This is a genomic window from Sulfitobacter sp. PR48 (assembly GCF_028807335.1).
Lineage (GTDB): Bacteria > Pseudomonadota > Alphaproteobacteria > Rhodobacterales > Rhodobacteraceae > Sulfitobacter.
In genome coordinates, this window is record NZ_JARAMM010000011.1 from 80,155 (window position 1) to 94,939 (window position 14,785).

Below are 14,785 nucleotides of genomic sequence, written 5' to 3' on the forward strand. Positions count from 1 at the left end.
ACCGTCACTTCGCCCCTTCTTACCACTCGCCTTGCCCGCGTCACTGGGGTATCCAACCGCCATGACCGATATCAGATCCCTTTTCGTGACCCGCCTTTACCATGCCGCCCTGTCTGCGCATGGCCCTGCCATCGACCCGGACGAGATGGAGGCCTCCTGTTATTCCATCGCAGAGGATGACGAGGCGGGGCAGCAATGGTCGGAAGACAACGGATACCCCGGCTATACCTCCTACGCCTCGCTGACGGACCTGCCCTACCGCTTTCCGATCTTCAAGGATCTGGTCAAGGCGCTGGACAAACATGTGGCGGATTTTGCCAGGGATCTGCAATTCGACCTGGATGGCAAGCAGCTGAAGCTTGAGGACCTGTGGATCAACATCCTGCCCGAGGGCGGCATCCACACCGGCCACCTGCATCCGCATTCGGTGATTTCCGGCACGACCTATGTCGCCATGCCCGACGGGGCCAGCGCCATCAAGTTCGAGGACCCGCGCCTGCCGATGATGATGGCCGCCCCCGGCCGGCTGAAGGAGGCCCGGCCCGAGATGCGCACATTTGCCTATGTCGCGCCCAAGGTGGGTGATGTCCTGCTGTGGGAAAGCTGGCTGCGCCACGAGGTGCCGATGAACATGTCCGAGGAAGACCGCATCTCCGTCAGCTTCAACTACAGCTGGGGCTGACGCTGGCAGGTCAGCGCAGCAATGCCCCCGCCGGTAGCTGCGCGGACGGGGGTCTGGCTCTGCTTTACTATATCTGCACTATATAATGTGCGCGCGATCACTTGTCGGTGGGTTTGGGGGCTTCTTCCGTGTCACCGGCCGGTTGATCCGCAGCACCGGCATCCTCCGTGCTTTCGCTGTCAGAACCGGCATCTGACTGGGCATCACCAGCCGGCGCATCGGCGTTTTCCGATCCTTCGGCGGCGGAGCCCTCCGCAGCCGCCTCATCCGTGCCGGATTGAACCGCTTTATCGCCATCCCGGGGGCTGTCCTCTGTCCCCTTTGCAGAAGTGCCATCGCCGGGCGCTGTCGCTTCGCTGCCCTGGGCTGTATCACCCGATTGCAATTCGCTCATCCGCCGTTCCGCCTCAAGCAGCGCGTTCGACCGCTCCTCAAGGTTCGCGGTCAGATCGGTCACCATCTGCTGGACCTCCTGCCGCTGCGCCTCCGCCTGTTCCACGTCGGTCGCCAATGCGCTGCGCTCTGCCGTCAGCCGCTCGATGTCGGATTGCAACGACTGCCTGCGCGCTTCCATCTCGGTCAGGTTGGTTTCCATCGTGGTCACCTGCGCGCGCAGATCCGTCTCCTGCTGCGTCAGTTCCTGCATCTTCTTTTCGGCGGCGGCGGCATCCTCTGACAGGCGCGCGCTGTCGTCGGTCAGGGTTGCCAGAGTCTCGCGCAATGTCGCTTCTTCGGACCGCGCCTCTTCAAGGCGCGCGTTCACATCGTTCAGCTCCTGCGACTGCGCGTCGATTTCCGTGGTCAGGCCGCTCTTGCGTTGCTCGAATCCGGCGATCTCTTCCCGCATCGGCGCCAGCTGCGCTTCCAGTTCCTCGATCTTTTGCTGCTGCTGCGCGATTGTGCTCTCGGCTTCGGATTGCTGGTTGCGCAACCCGTCCAGCTGCGGTTGCAGCGTGTCGATCTCGCCCTGGACCGCATCGCGTTCCCCCTCCAACGTCGCGACTTCGGGTTGCAGGCTGGCGATCCGTGCCTGCAGATCCTCCACGGTGCCGCTGGCCTCGGCGCGCTGACTGATGTCGCTTTCAAGCTGCTGGATCGTCCGATCCGATTGCGACTGCGCAGTAACAAAGTAAAGCGCCGTGCCCCAGCCAAGAACGGCCACCGCACCGACCGCCAACAGTTCCGTGTTCCACGATGTCTTCTTGCTGTCAGCCATGATGTGTTTCCCCCTGCGGGCCGCGCGGCCCTGTAAAGTTGTCAATATTTCGTGATCAACGCCCATGCGGCGCGACAGGTTCCACGATATATATATCAATGACCGGTGCCGGTGCCTGCCGCAGCACAGCGCGCGCATTGCACTGCAAAGAATCCTGACACTGCCAGGCCAAACGCGGTAAGGTTCCAGAATGACAGTTCGCCTCTCCCCCCTCCGGTTTCCGACTGCCCTCCTGCTGGCGCTCATCCTCGCGTTCTGCATGACGCTGATCCCCGCGATCACACATGCCGCAACCATCAAGGATTTTGTCGGCTCCTACGAAGGCGAAGCGGAGGTGATGGTGGACGGCGTCCCGCAGAAACGGGACATGAGCGTCACCATCGCGCCGACCAAGGAGGGGTTCAAACTCAGCTGGACCTCCGCCACCCACCGCGAGGACGGCCGGATCAAGGAAAAGTCCTATTCCATCGGATTCGTCCCCAGCGCCCGTGACAACATCTATCAATCCGCGATGAAGACGAACCTTTTCGGCAAGGCCACGCCGCTGGACCCCTTGCAGGGCGAACCCTTTGTCTGGGCCCGGATTGAGGGCGACACTTTCTCCGTCTTCTCCCTGTTCATCGACCCGGCGGGGGATTACGAGATGCAGGAATTCCACCGCACGCTGGCCCCTGGCGGGCTGGACCTGTTGTTTCGCCGCGTGCGCGAAGGCACCATAGAGCGCGAGATCAGAACCCTGTTGCGCCGCAAGGACTGAACCGACAGCCGTTCGGGCAGGTCCCTGCAGATCGGCCAGCAGTCAGAACTCGCCCCTTGCCACCTCCCCCCGCATCCCCTATAGCACGGCCATTGAGTCGGGGTGCGTCCACACGCGCCCCGTTTCAGTTACACATCAAGACGCGACGAGGGCGAGCGATGAGCGCCTGTCCTCCAATCCGTTGACATCCCAAAGACAAGGGATTTGCACATGGCTCAAAGCCAGAACATCCGCATTCGCCTGAAGGCGTTTGATTACCGGGTGCTTGATGCCTCCACCCAGGAAATCGTCAACACCGCCAAACGCACCGGCGCCTCCGTTCGCGGCCCCATTCCGCTGCCGAACAAGATCGAGAAATTCACCGTTCTGCGTGGTCCCCACGTTGACAAGAAATCCCGTGACCAATTCGAGATCCGCACGCACAAGCGCCTGCTGGACATCGTTGATCCGACTCCCCAGACCGTGGACGCGCTGATGAAGCTCGACCTGGCCGCTGGTGTGGACGTCGAGATCAAGCTGCAATCGTAAGGAGGGCAAGAACATGTTGCGCTCAGGCGTTATTGCGAAAAAAGTCGGCATGACCCGACTGTTCATGGAAGACGGGCGTCAGATCCCCGTTACCGTTCTTCAACTCGACAAACTTCAGGTTGTCGCACAGCGTACCACCGAAAAAGACGGCTATACCGCCGTTCAGCTCGGTGCGGGCACAGCCAAGGTCAAGCGGACCTCCCAGGCGATGCGCGGCCACTTTGCCGCCGCCAAGGTTGAACCCAAGCGCAAGGTTGCCGAGTTCCGCGTGGACGCGGAAAACCTGATCCCCGTTGGTGAGGAAATCATCGCGGACCATTACTTTGCCGGTCAGTATGTTGACGTTGCAGGCACCTCCATCGGTAAAGGTTTTGCCGGTGCGATGAAGCGCCACAACTTCGGCGGTCTGCGGGCCTCGCACGGTGTGTCGATCTCGCACCGTTCGCACGGTTCCACAGGCCAGTGTCAGGACCCCGGCAAGGTGTTCAAGGGCAAGAAGATGGCCGGTCACATGGGTGCTGCCCGTGTCACCACCCAGAACCTCGAAGTTGTCAAAACCGACAGCGCACGTGGTCTGATCATGGTCAAGGGCGCCGTCCCCGGCTCCAAGGGTGGCTGGGTCACCGTCAAGGACGCGGTCAAGAAACCGTTCCCCGATGACGCGATCCTGCCCGCCGCGCTGAAGTCCGCCGCCGACGAAGCCGCGAAAGCCGCCGAAGAGGCAGCCGCCGCAGCCGCAGCCGAGGCAGAAGCCGAAGCCAAGCGTCTGGCCGAAGAGCAAGCAGCAGCCGAAGCCGAAGCGCTGAAAGCCGCTGAAGCCGAAATCGCAGCCGAAGGTTCCGATGAGCCGGCCGCTGACGAAGACAAGAAAGAAGGTGACGCATGAAACTCGATGTCATCAAACTCGACGGCGGCAAGGCCGGATCGGTAGACCTGGACGAGGCCCTGTTCGGCCTTGAGCCGCGCGCCGACATCCTGCACCGCGTCGTGCGCTGGCAGCGTAACAACGCCCAGCAAGGCACGCACAAGGTCAAGACACGGTCCGAAGTGAGCTACTCGACCAAGAAGATCTATCGCCAGAAAGGCACCGGCGGCGCACGCCACGGCGCACGTTCTGCACCGATCTTCCGCAAGGGTGGTATCTACAAGGGCCCGACCCCGCGCAGCCACGGTCACGAACTGACCAAGAAGTTCCGCAAGCTGGGCCTGCGCCACGCGCTGTCCGCCAAGGCGAAAGCCGGTGCATTGGTCATCATTGATGACGCGATGTCCGATGGCAAAACAGCAGCTCTGGCCAAGCAGGTGAAAAACCTCGGCTGGAAGCGGGCGCTGATCATTGACGGTGCAACCGTGAATGAGAACTTCCTGCAAGCCGCGCGCAACATCGAAGGTCTGGATATCCTGCCGACAATGGGCGCAAACGTTTACGACATCCTCAAGCGTGACACCCTGGTGATCACCAAGGCGGGGATCGAAGCACTGGAGGCCCGTTTGAAATGACCGCCAAGCACGAACATTACGACGTGATCCGCAAGCCGATCATCACCGAGAAAGCGACAATGGCGTCGGAAAACAACGCCGTCGTCTTTGAAGTGGCGATGGGCAGCAACAAGCCCCAGATCAAGGAGGCCGTAGAGGCGCTCTTTGGTGTCAAGGTGAAGGCCGTGAACACGACCATCACCAAGGGCAAGGTCAAGCGTTTCCGTGGCCAGATCGGCACACGCCGGGACGTCAAGAAGGCCTATGTGACGCTGGAAGAAGGCAACACGATCGACGTCTCCACCGGGCTGTAAGGCCCGAGACGCGAAAAGATGCAAAGGCCCTCCGCGCAAGCGGGGGGCCTTTTTCTGTTTCGCGGTGCAGGTTTAGCGCATTTGCACCGCCGGCGGCAATCTACCTTACATATTTGTAAGCAAATTCTGAGCCTTAGAACCTATACAGCCTGTGCTGATGAGGAGTATGCCAAGCGCAGGATTGGAGTTTGGACCTGCCGAGGTACAGTCCGCATTTCCATGGTCCAGTCCGTTACAGGAACTATTATGGACTCTAAAATGAGACAATATCTTGTGGCAGCATTCGCGTCGATTGCGCTGTTCAACACTGCCTTCGCCGATGAACCCGTTGATGCCTCCGACTCCACCATTGCCGAACAGCGCGCGGCACTTGCCTCCAGCGCCGACGGCGTTGGCTTTGGCCCGCAATCCCCGCGTGACATCAGCGTGACCACGGGCAGCAACCCGCGCGTCTTTGGTGCGGCACCTGCCTATACGCAGATGAACCTTTGCAACATCCACTTCCACGAAAACGCGGAACACCGCGGCGGCGAGTTCACGACCTACGCCGGAAATGGCGATGGCCACGGCAACGGAACCGGCTTCAAGTATGATGGTGAATTGACCGCAGCCGAACTTGCGCCGCTGGATCACAAGGTCGGTGTCAACGAGCATGGCGATCTTGAGCCAGGTGACACCATCGAGGTTCACTTTGTCTATTCCACTGCCCAGGTTGAACCGGGCCCGACATTGGGGGCCTGCCTGAACGATGCCATCGGCAACCCGCAGCTGCGGGTCGAGGCCGAAGTCATGGTCCTGGTGAACGATGAACAGGCGCTGGATTTCACCAAGCTGGCGCAGGTTGATAAAGTGAACGGCTACTACCAGGCGCCCAATCTGCTGGAAACGCTGGGGGAACCCGTGACCTATGCCGGATCGACAACCGGACCGGGGTACAATGAAAAGGCATCGCCTTTTGAGGTCACATGGAACGTCCGGCCCAAGGTTGCGCATGTGAGCATCCAGTCCGTCGAAACCTGGCTCAAGGACAACCCGTTTGAGGAAGACCACGCCCATGGCGTCCGCAATCTGGTGGTTAACCCTGACCTGCTGTCTCCGATCACCCATTGAGGGGCGGCTCAGGATACTGACATGTGGCTGCCGGGGACAGTTCGCGGGATTTGGGGTCTAATCACTTGACCCTCCCCGCGTCCTCCCCTACACGACCCCATCGGCAAAGCCCCGGATTCGTCCGGGGCTCTGTCGTTGTTTGTATGCCGGGCGGTACACGCCCTGTGTACATCCGGTGCACAACTTGTGCGCCAATCCCTCGGGGACCTTCGGGGCCCTATAAACCATAGCCAGCCTCGCGCTGGCACACAGCTAAACGGAAGACAGACAACATGGCACTCAAGTCGTACAAACCGACGACGCCGGGCCAGCGTGGGCTGGTACTGATCGACCGTTCGGAGCTTTGGAAAGGCCGCCCGGTCAAAGCCCTTACTCAGGGTCTGACCAAATCCGGCGGACGGAACAACACCGGACGGATCACAATGCGTCGTACAGGTGGTGGTGCAAAGCGCCTCTACCGTATCGTTGATTTCAAACGCAACAAGCTGGACATGTCCGCTGTTGTCGCGCGGATCGAATATGACCCGAACCGGACAGCCTTTATTGCCCTGATCCAGTACGAAGATGGCGAACAGGCCTATATCCTGGCCCCTCAGCGTCTGGCCGTCGGTGACAAGGTCATCGCGGGCGCAAAGCAGGACATCAAGCCGGGCAACGCAATGCCTTTCTCCGGCATGCCCATCGGCACAATCGTCCACAACATCGAAATGAAGCCCGGCAAAGGCGGTCAGATCGCCCGTGCTGCAGGCACCTACGCACAATTCGTGGGCCGCGATGGCGGCTATGCCCAGATCCGTCTGAGCAGCGGCGAACTGCGCCTGGTCCGTCAGGAATGCATGGCCACCGTCGGTGCCGTGTCGAACCCCGACAACTCCAACCAGAACTACGGCAAAGCGGGCCGCATGCGTCACAAGGGCATCCGCCCCTCTGTGCGTGGTGTCGTGATGAACCCGATCGACCACCCGCATGGTGGTGGTGAAGGCCGGACCTCTGGTGGTCGTCATCCGGTGACCCCATGGGGCAAGCCGACAAAGGGTGCCAAGACCCGCAACAAGAACAAAGCGTCCAGCAAGCTGATCATCCGCTCGCGGCACGCCAAGAAGAAGGGGCGTTAATAGATGTCTCGTTCAGTATGGAAAGGCCCTTTTGTCGACTCTTATGTCCTCAAGAAGGCCGAAGCGTCGCGTGAGAGCGGCCGGAACGAAGTGATCAAGATCTGGTCGCGCCGTTCCACGATCCTCCCGCAGTTTGTTGGCCTGACGTTCGGCGTCTACAACGGTCACAAGCACATCCCCGTCAACGTCAGCGAAGACATGATTGGTCAGAAGTTCGGTGAATATTCCCCGACACGGACCTACTACGGTCATGCCGCCGACAAAAAAGCAAAGCGGAAATAAGCCATGAGCAAGGATAAAAATCCCCGCCGCGTGGCAGACAACGAAGCCCGCGCAAAACTGCGCATGCTGAAGACGTCGCCGCAGAAACTGAACCTCGTTGCCGGCCTGATCCGCGGCAAGAAGGTGGAACGTGCCCTCACGGACCTGACCTTCTCCAAGAAGCGGATCGCGCAGGACGTGAAGAAATGCCTTCAGTCCGCCATCGCCAACGCCGAGAACAACCACAACCTTGACGTGGACGAGCTGATCGTGGCCGAAGCCTATGTCGGCAAGAACCTGACCATGAAGCGCGGTCGCCCGCGTGCGCGTGGCCGGTTCGGCAAGATCATGAAGCCGTTTGCCGAAGTCACCATCGTCGTGCGTCAAGTTGAGGAGCAAGCATAATGGGTAACAAAGTAAACCCGATCGGCATGCGCCTGCAGGTCAACCGCACTTGGGACAGCCGCTGGTATGCCGATACGAAGGACTACGGCGATCTTCTGCTGGAAGACCTCGCCATCCGCGCCTTCATCAAGGAAGAGTGCAAGCAGGCCGGTATCGCCCGCGTGATCATCGAACGTCCGCACAAGAAGTGCCGCGTCACGATCCACACCGCGCGTCCCGGCGTCATCATCGGCAAGAAAGGTGCGGACATCGAAGGTCTGCGTCAGAAGATCGCCAAGATGACTAGCTCGGAACTGCACCTCAACATCGTTGAAGTCCGCAAGCCCGAACTGGATGCCGCATTGGTCGGTGAAAGCATCGCACAGCAGCTGGAGCGCCGGGTTTCCTTCCGCCGCGCCATGAAACGTGCGGTTCAGAACGCCATGCGTATGGGTGCCCTGGGTATCCGTGTGAACCTCGCAGGCCGCCTTGGCGGTGCCGAGATCGCCCGGACCGAATGGTACCGCGAGGGGCGCGTGCCTCTGCACACACTGCGTGCAGACATCGACTATGCCCACGTGGAAGCCGAAACGGCCTATGGCATCATCGGGATCAAGACCTGGATCTTCAAAGGCGAGATCATGGAACATGATCCGGGTGCCCGCGATCGCAAGCACCAGGAACTTCAAGACGGCCCAGCACCTCGCGGTGCCGGCGGTCGCCGGTAAGGAGCAGATAGATGCTACAGCCAAAACGGACGAAATTCCGCAAGCAGTTCAAAGGCTCGATCAAGGGTCTGGCAAAGGGCGGGTCTGACCTGAACTTTGGCACCTACGGCCTGAAGGCACTGCAGCCTGAGCGTGTCACAGCACGCCAGATCGAAGCCGCACGCCGTGCCATGACGCGCCACATGAAGCGTCAGGGCCGCGTCTGGATCCGTATCTTCCCGGATGTCCCGGTCACCTCCAAGCCCGTCGAAGTGCGTATGGGTAAGGGTAAAGGTTCCGTCGACTTCTGGGCAGCCAAGGTGAAGCCGGGTCGCATCATGTTCGAAATCGACGGTGTCGGTGACGACGTTGCCCGCGAGGCGCTGCGCCTGGCCGCGATGAAGCTGCCGATCAAGACACGGGTTGTCGTCAGAGAAGATTGGTAGGCGGTGCGCATGAATGCGCACCCTACGTAGGGTGTGCGCTCTGCGCGCACCTCTGCCCACCAAGATGTAGAGATATGAAAGCCCCCGCTGAGACATCAGCGGGGGCTTTCTGTTTGCCTGCCGCTTCTTACAGACTCTTGCGCAACGATACCTCGCATATGATATATAGCGATGACGCGCTTTTTAGTGTGCGAGTGGAGAGCATGGCGAACAACACGAAAAAACCGTAATAAACGGGGGCTGGATCGCCCGTAACGCAAAAAGCGGTAAGTTCGTCGCAGTCGGGACGAACGCGAGTACGTCGAAAAGCAACCCGAAGACGGTTAAGACGATTAAAGAAGTCTCCAGCAAGCGAGGCGTTGCATTGCAGCGACTTGCGGATCGGTAAACGCCATTAAAGGATAACACTCGCCGACGCGTTGGCCGCTCACGATGAAGCGCTAACCTATGGAGGTCGTGATGGTGTTTCCAGCCTTCACCTCATCCAGTCCGCAATTTCGAGGCCATACTCTGGATACCACCGCTCGATCGCGGCAAAGGCTTCTGCGCTTTTGGAAAGCGTGGTTGGCAACCACGGGTTTACTGACGGCAACAAGCGCACAGCCTGGATTCTGGTGGAGTTGTTGATCAAGACACGGGTTGTCGTCAGAGAAGATTGGTAGGCGGTGCGCATGAATGCGCACCCTACGTAGGGTGTGCGCTCTGCGCGCACCTCTGCTGACCAAGATATAGAGATATGAAAGCCCCCGCTGAGACATCAGCGGGGGCTTTCTGTTTGCGCGATATCCCATGCTATGGATTTTGCATCATGTCAGCGATAGGCTCGTCGCATCCCATAACAAAAGGTCCAGCGCGATGAAGAAAGTCCCCAAGCCGACGACCGATGCCGCCCTCATCAAGGCCTTCCTGGACAAGGGCGGAGAGGTGAAGAAGGGCAAGACCAAGCCGATGCGCGAAGACCTCGGGCTTAGCAACAATCAATGGGGCAGCAAGCTGACCAAGGAAGAAAAAGCGGCGAAGAAGGCAAGGTAGCCCGCTTTCCGCGCCTGAGCCCCTGCCCTGCCCGCTCCGACCCCCACAGGCCTGCAATAAGCCCCGCCAGGCGCGGTCTGCGCGCTACTGCCCCCACACCCCCCAACGACAAAGGCCGCCCCCTGTGGGAGCGGCCTTGCCTGTTCGTGTGCTCAGGAGCGCGCCCTTGCGGGCGCCTGCCCGATCAGTCGGTGATCTTCGACACCACGCCCGCACCAACGGTGCGGCCGCCTTCGCGGATCGCAAAGCGCAGGCCCTGCTCCATCGCGATCGGCGCGATCAGTTCAACGCCAAAGGACACGTTGTCGCCCGGCATCACCATCTCGGTGCCTTCGTTCAGCTGAACCGTGCCGGTCACGTCGGTGGTCCGGAAGTAGAACTGCGGACGGTAGTTCGCGAAGAACGGCGTGTGACGGCCACCCTCTTCCTTGGTCAGGATATAGGCTTCGGCTTCGAACTTGGTGTGCGGGGTCACGGAACCCGGCTTGCACAGCACCTGGCCACGCTCGACGCCTTCACGCTCCACACCACGCAGCAATGCGCCGATGTTGTCGCCCGCTTCACCACGGTCCAGCAGCTTGCGGAACATTTCAACGCCTGTGCAGGTCGTCTTCTTGGTGTCGCGGATGCCGACGATCTCGATCTCGTCGCCCACGTTGATCACGCCACGTTCCACACGGCCGGTCACAACCGTACCACGGCCGGAGAACGAGAACACGTCCTCGACCGGCATCAGGAAGGGCTGGTCAACCGCACGCTCGGGGGTCGGGATCCATTCGTCAACCGCAGCCATCAGCGCGCGGATCGAATTCTCGCCGATCTCGGGATCGCGGCCTTCCATCGCCGCCAGCGCGGAGCCGGGGATGACCGGAATGTCGTCGCCGGGGTATTCGTAGGAAGACAGCAGCTCGCGGATTTCCATTTCCACCAGTTCCAGCAGTTCCGCGTCGTCCACCTGGTCGACCTTGTTCATGTAGACAACCATGGTGGGGATGCCCACCTGGCGGCCCAGCAGGATGTGCTCGCGGGTCTGGGGCATCGGGCCGTCAGCCGCGTTCACAACCAGGATCGCGCCGTCCATCTGCGCCGCACCGGTGATCATGTTCTTGACGTAGTCGGCGTGGCCGGGGCAGTCGACGTGGGCGTAGTGACGCGCATCGGTCTCGTATTCCACATGCGCGGTCGAAATGGTGATCCCGCGGGCTTTCTCTTCGGGTGCGCCGTCGATCTGGTCATACGCACGGAAGTCGCCGAAATACTTCGTGATCGCCGCTGTCAGAGTTGTCTTGCCGTGGTCAACGTGACCAATCGTGCCGATGTTAACGTGCGGCTTGTTACGTTCAAACTTTGCCTTTGCCATGGTGTGGCTCCTTCATTTTTATTCAAAACGGTGCGTGCACGGCACACACCCTACGGGTTGGTGTAGGGTGCGTGGTTTCCCACGCACCGCTGGATCAAGCGAATTTGGACTGGATTTCGTCCGAGATGTTCTGCGGCACGGCCTCGTAATGGTCGAACTGCATGGTGAAGTTCGCACGGCCCGACGACATCGACCGCAGCGTGTTGATGTAGCCGAACATGTTGGCCAGCGGCACGAAGCAGTCGATCGCAATCGCGTTGCCGCGTGTGTCCTGACCCTGCACCTGACCGCGACGCGACGTGAGGTCGCCGATGATGCCGCCGGTGTATTCCTCGGGCGTCACCACTTCGACTTTCATGATCGGTTCCAGCAGTTTCGCACCGGCCTTCTTCATGCCTTCGCGCATACCCATCCGGGCCGCGATTTCGAACGCCAGCACCGAAGAGTCAACATCGTGGAACTTACCGTCGATCAGCGCCACCTTGAAGTCGATGACAGGGAAGCCCGCCAGTGGACCGGAGTCCAGAACCGACTTGATACCCTTTTCCACACCCGGGATATATTCCTTGGGCACGGCACCACCGACGATGCGGCTTTCGAAGGAATAGCCTTCGCCCGGCTCCGTCGGCATCAGGATCATCTTCACCTCGGCGAACTGACCGGAACCACCGGACTGTTTCTTGTGGGTGTAGGTGATCTCGGCTTCGCGCGTAATCGTTTCGCGGTAAGCCACCTGCGGTGCACCGATGTTCGCTTCGACCTTGAATTCACGCTTCAGGCGATCCACCAAGATGTCGAGGTGAAGTTCGCCCATGCCCTTCATGATGGTCTGACCGGATTCGAGGTCGGTCTCCACGCGGAAGGACGGGTCCTCGGCAGCCAGACGGGCCAGACCTGCGGACATCTTTTCCTGGTCGGCTTTTGTCTTGGGCTCGACCGCGATCTCGATCACCGGATCCGGGAAGGTCATGGTTTCCAGCACCACCGGATCGTTCTGGGCACAAAGCGTGTCACCTGTGGTGGTGTCTTTCAGACCCGCCAGCGCGATGATGTCGCCCGCAAAGGCTTCTTCGATTTCCTCGCGGTTGTTCGAGTGCATCATCATCATACGGCCGATGCGCTCTTTCTTGCCCTTGGTGGAGTTCAGGATGTTGTCACCCTTGTTGATCTTGCCCGAATAGATGCGGGTGAAGGTCAGCGAGCCGACGAAGGGGTCGTTCATGATTTTGAACGCAAGGCCCGAGAACGCCATGTCGTCGTCCGCGCGGCGCGGGATGTTGCGGGTTTCCGTTTCGTCACCGGGTTTGAAGCCCATGTAATCGACAACGTCCAGCGGGCTGGGCAGATAGTCGATCACGGCGTTCAGCAGGGGCTGCACGCCCTTGTTCTTGAACGCGGAACCACAGAGGACGGGAATGAACTTGATCGCCAGCGTACCCTTGCGGATCAGCTTGCGCAGCGTGTCCACGTCCGGCTCCGCGCCGTCCATCAGGTAGTTTTCCATGGCGTCATCATCCATCTCGACCGCAGTCTCGATGAGGTGGGCGCGCCATTCGTCGGCCTGTGCCTTGAGGCTGTCGCGGATCTCGCGCTGTTCCCAGGACGCGCCGAGGTCTTCACCGGCCCAGACCCATTCTTTCATGGTCACCAGGTCGACCATGCCCTCAAGCTCGTTTTCGGCGCCGATCGGGATCTGGATCGGTGCCGGTGTCGCACCGGTACGGTCCTTGATCATCTTCACGCAGTTGAAGAAGTCGGCGCCGATCTTGTCCATCTTGTTGACAAAGACGATGCGCGGCACCTTGTAGCGGTCGGCCTGGCGCCAGACAGTCTCTGTCTGCGGCTCGACACCGGCATTGGCGTCAAGCACGGCAACCGCGCCGTCGAGAACGGCCAATGAACGCTCAACCTCGATGGTAAAGTCCACGTGGCCGGGCGTGTCGATGATGTTCATCCGGTACTTGGTGTCGGATGTGGCATCTGCTGTCGGCTCTTCCTGGCGCTGCCAGAACGTTGTCGTCGCAGCGGAAGTGATGGTGATGCCGCGCTCCTGCTCCTGCTCCATCCAGTCCATCGTGGCCGCACCGTCGTGGACCTCACCGATGTTGTGGCTCTTGCCGGTGTAGAACAGGATGCGTTCCGAACATGTGGTCTTGCCGGCATCGATGTGCGCCATGATGCCAAAGTTGCGATAGCGTTGAAGCGGATAGTCGCGTGCCATTGGGAGGTGTCCTCAGAGGTCTTGCGTTAAAAAGGGTCAGGGGCCACGCGTATCGCAGCCCCGATCTTTGAAGTGAATTACCAGCGGTAGTGGCTGAATGCCTTGTTGGCATCGGCCATCTTGTGCGTGTCTTCACGCTTTTTCACGGCTGTGCCACGGGATTGAACGGCATCCAGCAGTTCCCCGGCAAGACGTTCTTCCATGGTGTTCTCGTTGCGCGAACGCGCGGCCTTGATCAACCAGCGGATCGCCAGCGCCTGACGACGCTCGGGACGCACTTCCACGGGCACCTGGTAGGTCGCACCACCGACGCGGCGCGAGCGCACTTCGACGGAGGGCTGGATGTTTTCAAGTGCTTCGTGGAACACTTCGATGGGCGCGCGTTTGATCTTGTCCTCAACGCGGGTCATCGCGTTGTAGACGATTGTTTCGGCGACGGATTTCTTGCCGTCGATCATGAGGTTGTTCATGAATTTGGTCAGAACCAGATCGCCATACTTGGCGTCCGGCAGAACTTCGCGTTTTTCAGCGGCGTGGCGGCGTGACATGTCGTTGTCTTCCTTCGTGGGCTCGGGTGGTGCGCATCAATGCGCACCCTACGGATGGATGAGTAGGGTGCGCATTGACTGCGCACCGCTGCACAAATTACTTCGGACGCTTGGCACCGTACTTGGAACGGCGCTGCTTACGATCCTTGACGCCTTGCGTATCCAGAACGCCGCGCAGGATGTGGTAACGCACACCGGGAAGGTCTTTGACACGGCCGCCGCGGATCAGGACAACGGAGTGTTCCTGAAGGTTGTGGCTTTCACCCGGAATATAGCTGATGACCTCAAAGCCGTTGGTCAGGCGCACCTTGGCAACCTTACGCATGGCCGAGTTCGGTTTCTTCGGTGTGGTGGTGTACACGCGGGTACAGACGCCACGCTTCTGCGGGCATTCCTGCAGGTGCATGGATTTCGAGTATTTACGCTTCGGCTGCCGCGGCTTGCGGATCAGCTGTTGGATCGTTGGCATTCCGGTTTATCCCCGTTCTGTCTCACATCAGATGCACGAGGAGCACCCCATGCGGTTTCAAATTCGATGCTTTACCTTCGGCAAAGCAAAAACACCGCAACGTTCCCGTACCGAGGAAAACGAGGCGGTGGGGTTACAGAGGACCGGATCAGCATT

The 14,785-nt window shown here is 60.1% G+C and carries 19 protein-coding genes; 14 read left to right on the forward strand and 5 right to left on the reverse strand.

Translation table 11 applies throughout. The annotated features are described in order from the left end of the window. Positions 1-61: 61 nt before the first annotated feature. On the forward strand, positions 62-682 hold the full coding sequence (locus tag PVW51_RS15505) for a 2OG-Fe(II) oxygenase family protein (protein WP_274575957.1): 621 nt from the start codon (positions 62-64) through the stop codon (positions 680-682). A 97-nt stretch (positions 683-779) separates the two neighbouring features. On the opposite strand, the gene PVW51_RS15510 is transcribed toward PVW51_RS15505, so the two are convergent. Beyond that, entirely contained in the window at positions 780-1,898 is a 1,119-nt protein-coding gene (locus PVW51_RS15510; protein ID WP_274575958.1) for a hypothetical protein, read from the reverse strand. Between the two features lie 190 nt (positions 1,899-2,088). On the opposite strand from PVW51_RS15510, the gene PVW51_RS15515 reads away from it, so the two are divergent. From PVW51_RS15515 to PVW51_RS15575, 13 genes are all read left to right on the forward strand, one after another. Then, positions 2,089-2,655 carry a hypothetical protein gene (locus PVW51_RS15515; RefSeq protein ID WP_274575959.1) on the forward strand — a complete coding sequence of 189 codons (567 nt, stop codon included), beginning with the start codon at positions 2,089-2,091 and terminating at the stop codon, positions 2,653-2,655. 210 nt (positions 2,656-2,865) lie between these two features. Then, a complete protein-coding gene (gene rpsJ, locus PVW51_RS15520; RefSeq protein ID WP_005849850.1) occupies positions 2,866-3,183 on the forward strand; it encodes a 30S ribosomal protein S10 in 318 nt (105 codons plus the stop codon). A gap of 13 nt (positions 3,184-3,196) precedes the next feature. Next, a complete protein-coding gene (rplC, locus tag PVW51_RS15525) occupies positions 3,197-4,069 on the forward strand; it encodes a 50S ribosomal protein L3 (protein WP_269365828.1) in 873 nt (290 codons plus the stop codon). Further along, positions 4,066-4,683, forward strand: a complete 618-nt coding sequence (gene rplD, locus PVW51_RS15530; protein ID WP_067296672.1) for a 50S ribosomal protein L4 — start codon at positions 4,066-4,068, stop codon at positions 4,681-4,683. Before rplC ends, rplD begins: the two co-directional genes overlap by 4 nt. Next, complete coding sequence (locus PVW51_RS15535; protein ID WP_067296670.1) at positions 4,680-4,976, forward strand: 50S ribosomal protein L23; 297 nt, start codon at positions 4,680-4,682, stop codon at positions 4,974-4,976. Before rplD ends, PVW51_RS15535 begins: the two co-directional genes overlap by 4 nt. Before the next feature lie 258 nt (positions 4,977-5,234). Beyond that, the gene (locus tag PVW51_RS15540) at positions 5,235-6,086 is read left to right on the forward strand and encodes a delta-class carbonic anhydrase (RefSeq protein WP_269365825.1); all 852 of its coding nucleotides are present in this window, start codon (positions 5,235-5,237) and stop codon (positions 6,084-6,086) included. A gap of 272 nt (positions 6,087-6,358) precedes the next feature. Further along, positions 6,359-7,201 (forward strand): 50S ribosomal protein L2, encoded by an 843-nt coding sequence (gene rplB, locus PVW51_RS15545; RefSeq protein WP_067296666.1) that lies wholly within the window; start codon positions 6,359-6,361, stop codon positions 7,199-7,201. Positions 7,202-7,204: 3 nt separating this feature from the next. Then, positions 7,205-7,483 carry a 30S ribosomal protein S19 gene (gene rpsS, locus PVW51_RS15550; RefSeq protein ID WP_067296663.1) on the forward strand — a complete coding sequence of 93 codons (279 nt, stop codon included), beginning with the start codon at positions 7,205-7,207 and terminating at the stop codon, positions 7,481-7,483. Between the two features lie 3 nt (positions 7,484-7,486). Further along, positions 7,487-7,867, forward strand: coding sequence for a 50S ribosomal protein L22 (rplV, locus tag PVW51_RS15555; RefSeq protein WP_025054725.1), 381 nt, complete (start codon positions 7,487-7,489; stop codon positions 7,865-7,867). Next, positions 7,867-8,574 (forward strand): 30S ribosomal protein S3, encoded by a 708-nt coding sequence (gene rpsC / locus PVW51_RS15560; protein ID WP_067296660.1) that lies wholly within the window; start codon positions 7,867-7,869, stop codon positions 8,572-8,574. The genes rplV and rpsC overlap by 1 nt, the downstream gene beginning before the upstream one ends. An 11-nt stretch (positions 8,575-8,585) precedes the next feature. Next, a complete protein-coding gene (gene rplP, locus PVW51_RS15565) occupies positions 8,586-8,999 on the forward strand; it encodes a 50S ribosomal protein L16 (protein WP_067296658.1) in 414 nt (137 codons plus the stop codon). Between the two features lie 560 nt (positions 9,000-9,559). Then, entirely contained in the window at positions 9,560-9,661 is a 102-nt protein-coding gene (locus tag PVW51_RS24320) for a Fic family protein (RefSeq protein WP_443288248.1), read from the forward strand. Positions 9,662-9,854: 193 nt separating this feature from the next. Next, entirely contained in the window at positions 9,855-10,031 is a 177-nt protein-coding gene (locus PVW51_RS15575; protein ID WP_269365818.1) for a hypothetical protein, read from the forward strand. Between the two features lie 184 nt (positions 10,032-10,215). Here PVW51_RS15575 and tuf read toward each other — a convergent pair whose 3' ends face one another. From tuf to rpsL, 4 genes are all read right to left on the reverse strand, one after another. After that, entirely contained in the window at positions 10,216-11,391 is a 1,176-nt protein-coding gene (gene tuf / locus PVW51_RS15580; protein ID WP_274575965.1) for an elongation factor Tu, read from the reverse strand. Between the two features lie 94 nt (positions 11,392-11,485). Further along, a complete protein-coding gene (gene fusA / locus PVW51_RS15585; protein ID WP_274575967.1) occupies positions 11,486-13,612 on the reverse strand; it encodes an elongation factor G in 2,127 nt (708 codons plus the stop codon). 77 nt (positions 13,613-13,689) lie between these two features. Further along, positions 13,690-14,160, reverse strand: coding sequence for a 30S ribosomal protein S7 (gene rpsG / locus PVW51_RS15590; RefSeq protein ID WP_067294877.1), 471 nt, complete (start codon positions 14,158-14,160; stop codon positions 13,690-13,692). Between the two features lie 97 nt (positions 14,161-14,257). Further along, entirely contained in the window at positions 14,258-14,629 is a 372-nt protein-coding gene (gene rpsL / locus PVW51_RS15595) for a 30S ribosomal protein S12 (protein ID WP_025063456.1), read from the reverse strand. Positions 14,630-14,785: the final 156 nt, after the last annotated feature.

Excerpts from the sequence above, each read along its gene's own strand:
- PVW51_RS15505 (WP_274575957.1), top strand. The coding sequence starts at position 62 with ATGACCGATATCAGATCCCTTTTCGTGACCCGCCTTTACCATGCCGCC.
- PVW51_RS15510 (WP_274575958.1), bottom strand. The coding sequence starts at position 1,898 with ATGGCTGACAGCAAGAAGACATCGTGGAACACGGAACTGTTGGCGGTC.
- PVW51_RS15515 (WP_274575959.1), top strand. The coding sequence starts at position 2,089 with ATGACAGTTCGCCTCTCCCCCCTCCGGTTTCCGACTGCCCTCCTGCTG.
- rpsJ (WP_005849850.1), top strand. The coding sequence starts at position 2,866 with ATGGCTCAAAGCCAGAACATCCGCATTCGCCTGAAGGCGTTTGATTAC.
- rplC (WP_269365828.1), top strand. The coding sequence starts at position 3,197 with ATGTTGCGCTCAGGCGTTATTGCGAAAAAAGTCGGCATGACCCGACTG.
- rplD (WP_067296672.1), top strand. The coding sequence starts at position 4,066 with ATGAAACTCGATGTCATCAAACTCGACGGCGGCAAGGCCGGATCGGTA.
- PVW51_RS15535 (WP_067296670.1), top strand. The coding sequence starts at position 4,680 with ATGACCGCCAAGCACGAACATTACGACGTGATCCGCAAGCCGATCATC.
- PVW51_RS15540 (WP_269365825.1), top strand. The coding sequence starts at position 5,235 with ATGAGACAATATCTTGTGGCAGCATTCGCGTCGATTGCGCTGTTCAAC.
- rplB (WP_067296666.1), top strand. The coding sequence starts at position 6,359 with ATGGCACTCAAGTCGTACAAACCGACGACGCCGGGCCAGCGTGGGCTG.
- rpsS (WP_067296663.1), top strand. The coding sequence starts at position 7,205 with ATGTCTCGTTCAGTATGGAAAGGCCCTTTTGTCGACTCTTATGTCCTC.
- rplV (WP_025054725.1), top strand. The coding sequence starts at position 7,487 with ATGAGCAAGGATAAAAATCCCCGCCGCGTGGCAGACAACGAAGCCCGC.
- rpsC (WP_067296660.1), top strand. The coding sequence starts at position 7,867 with ATGGGTAACAAAGTAAACCCGATCGGCATGCGCCTGCAGGTCAACCGC.
- rplP (WP_067296658.1), top strand. The coding sequence starts at position 8,586 with ATGCTACAGCCAAAACGGACGAAATTCCGCAAGCAGTTCAAAGGCTCG.
- PVW51_RS15575 (WP_269365818.1), top strand. The coding sequence starts at position 9,855 with ATGAAGAAAGTCCCCAAGCCGACGACCGATGCCGCCCTCATCAAGGCC.
- tuf (WP_274575965.1), bottom strand. The coding sequence starts at position 11,391 with ATGGCAAAGGCAAAGTTTGAACGTAACAAGCCGCACGTTAACATCGGC.
- fusA (WP_274575967.1), bottom strand. The coding sequence starts at position 13,612 with ATGGCACGCGACTATCCGCTTCAACGCTATCGCAACTTTGGCATCATG.
- rpsG (WP_067294877.1), bottom strand. The coding sequence starts at position 14,160 with ATGTCACGCCGCCACGCCGCTGAAAAACGCGAAGTTCTGCCGGACGCC.
- rpsL (WP_025063456.1), bottom strand. The coding sequence starts at position 14,629 with ATGCCAACGATCCAACAGCTGATCCGCAAGCCGCGGCAGCCGAAGCGT.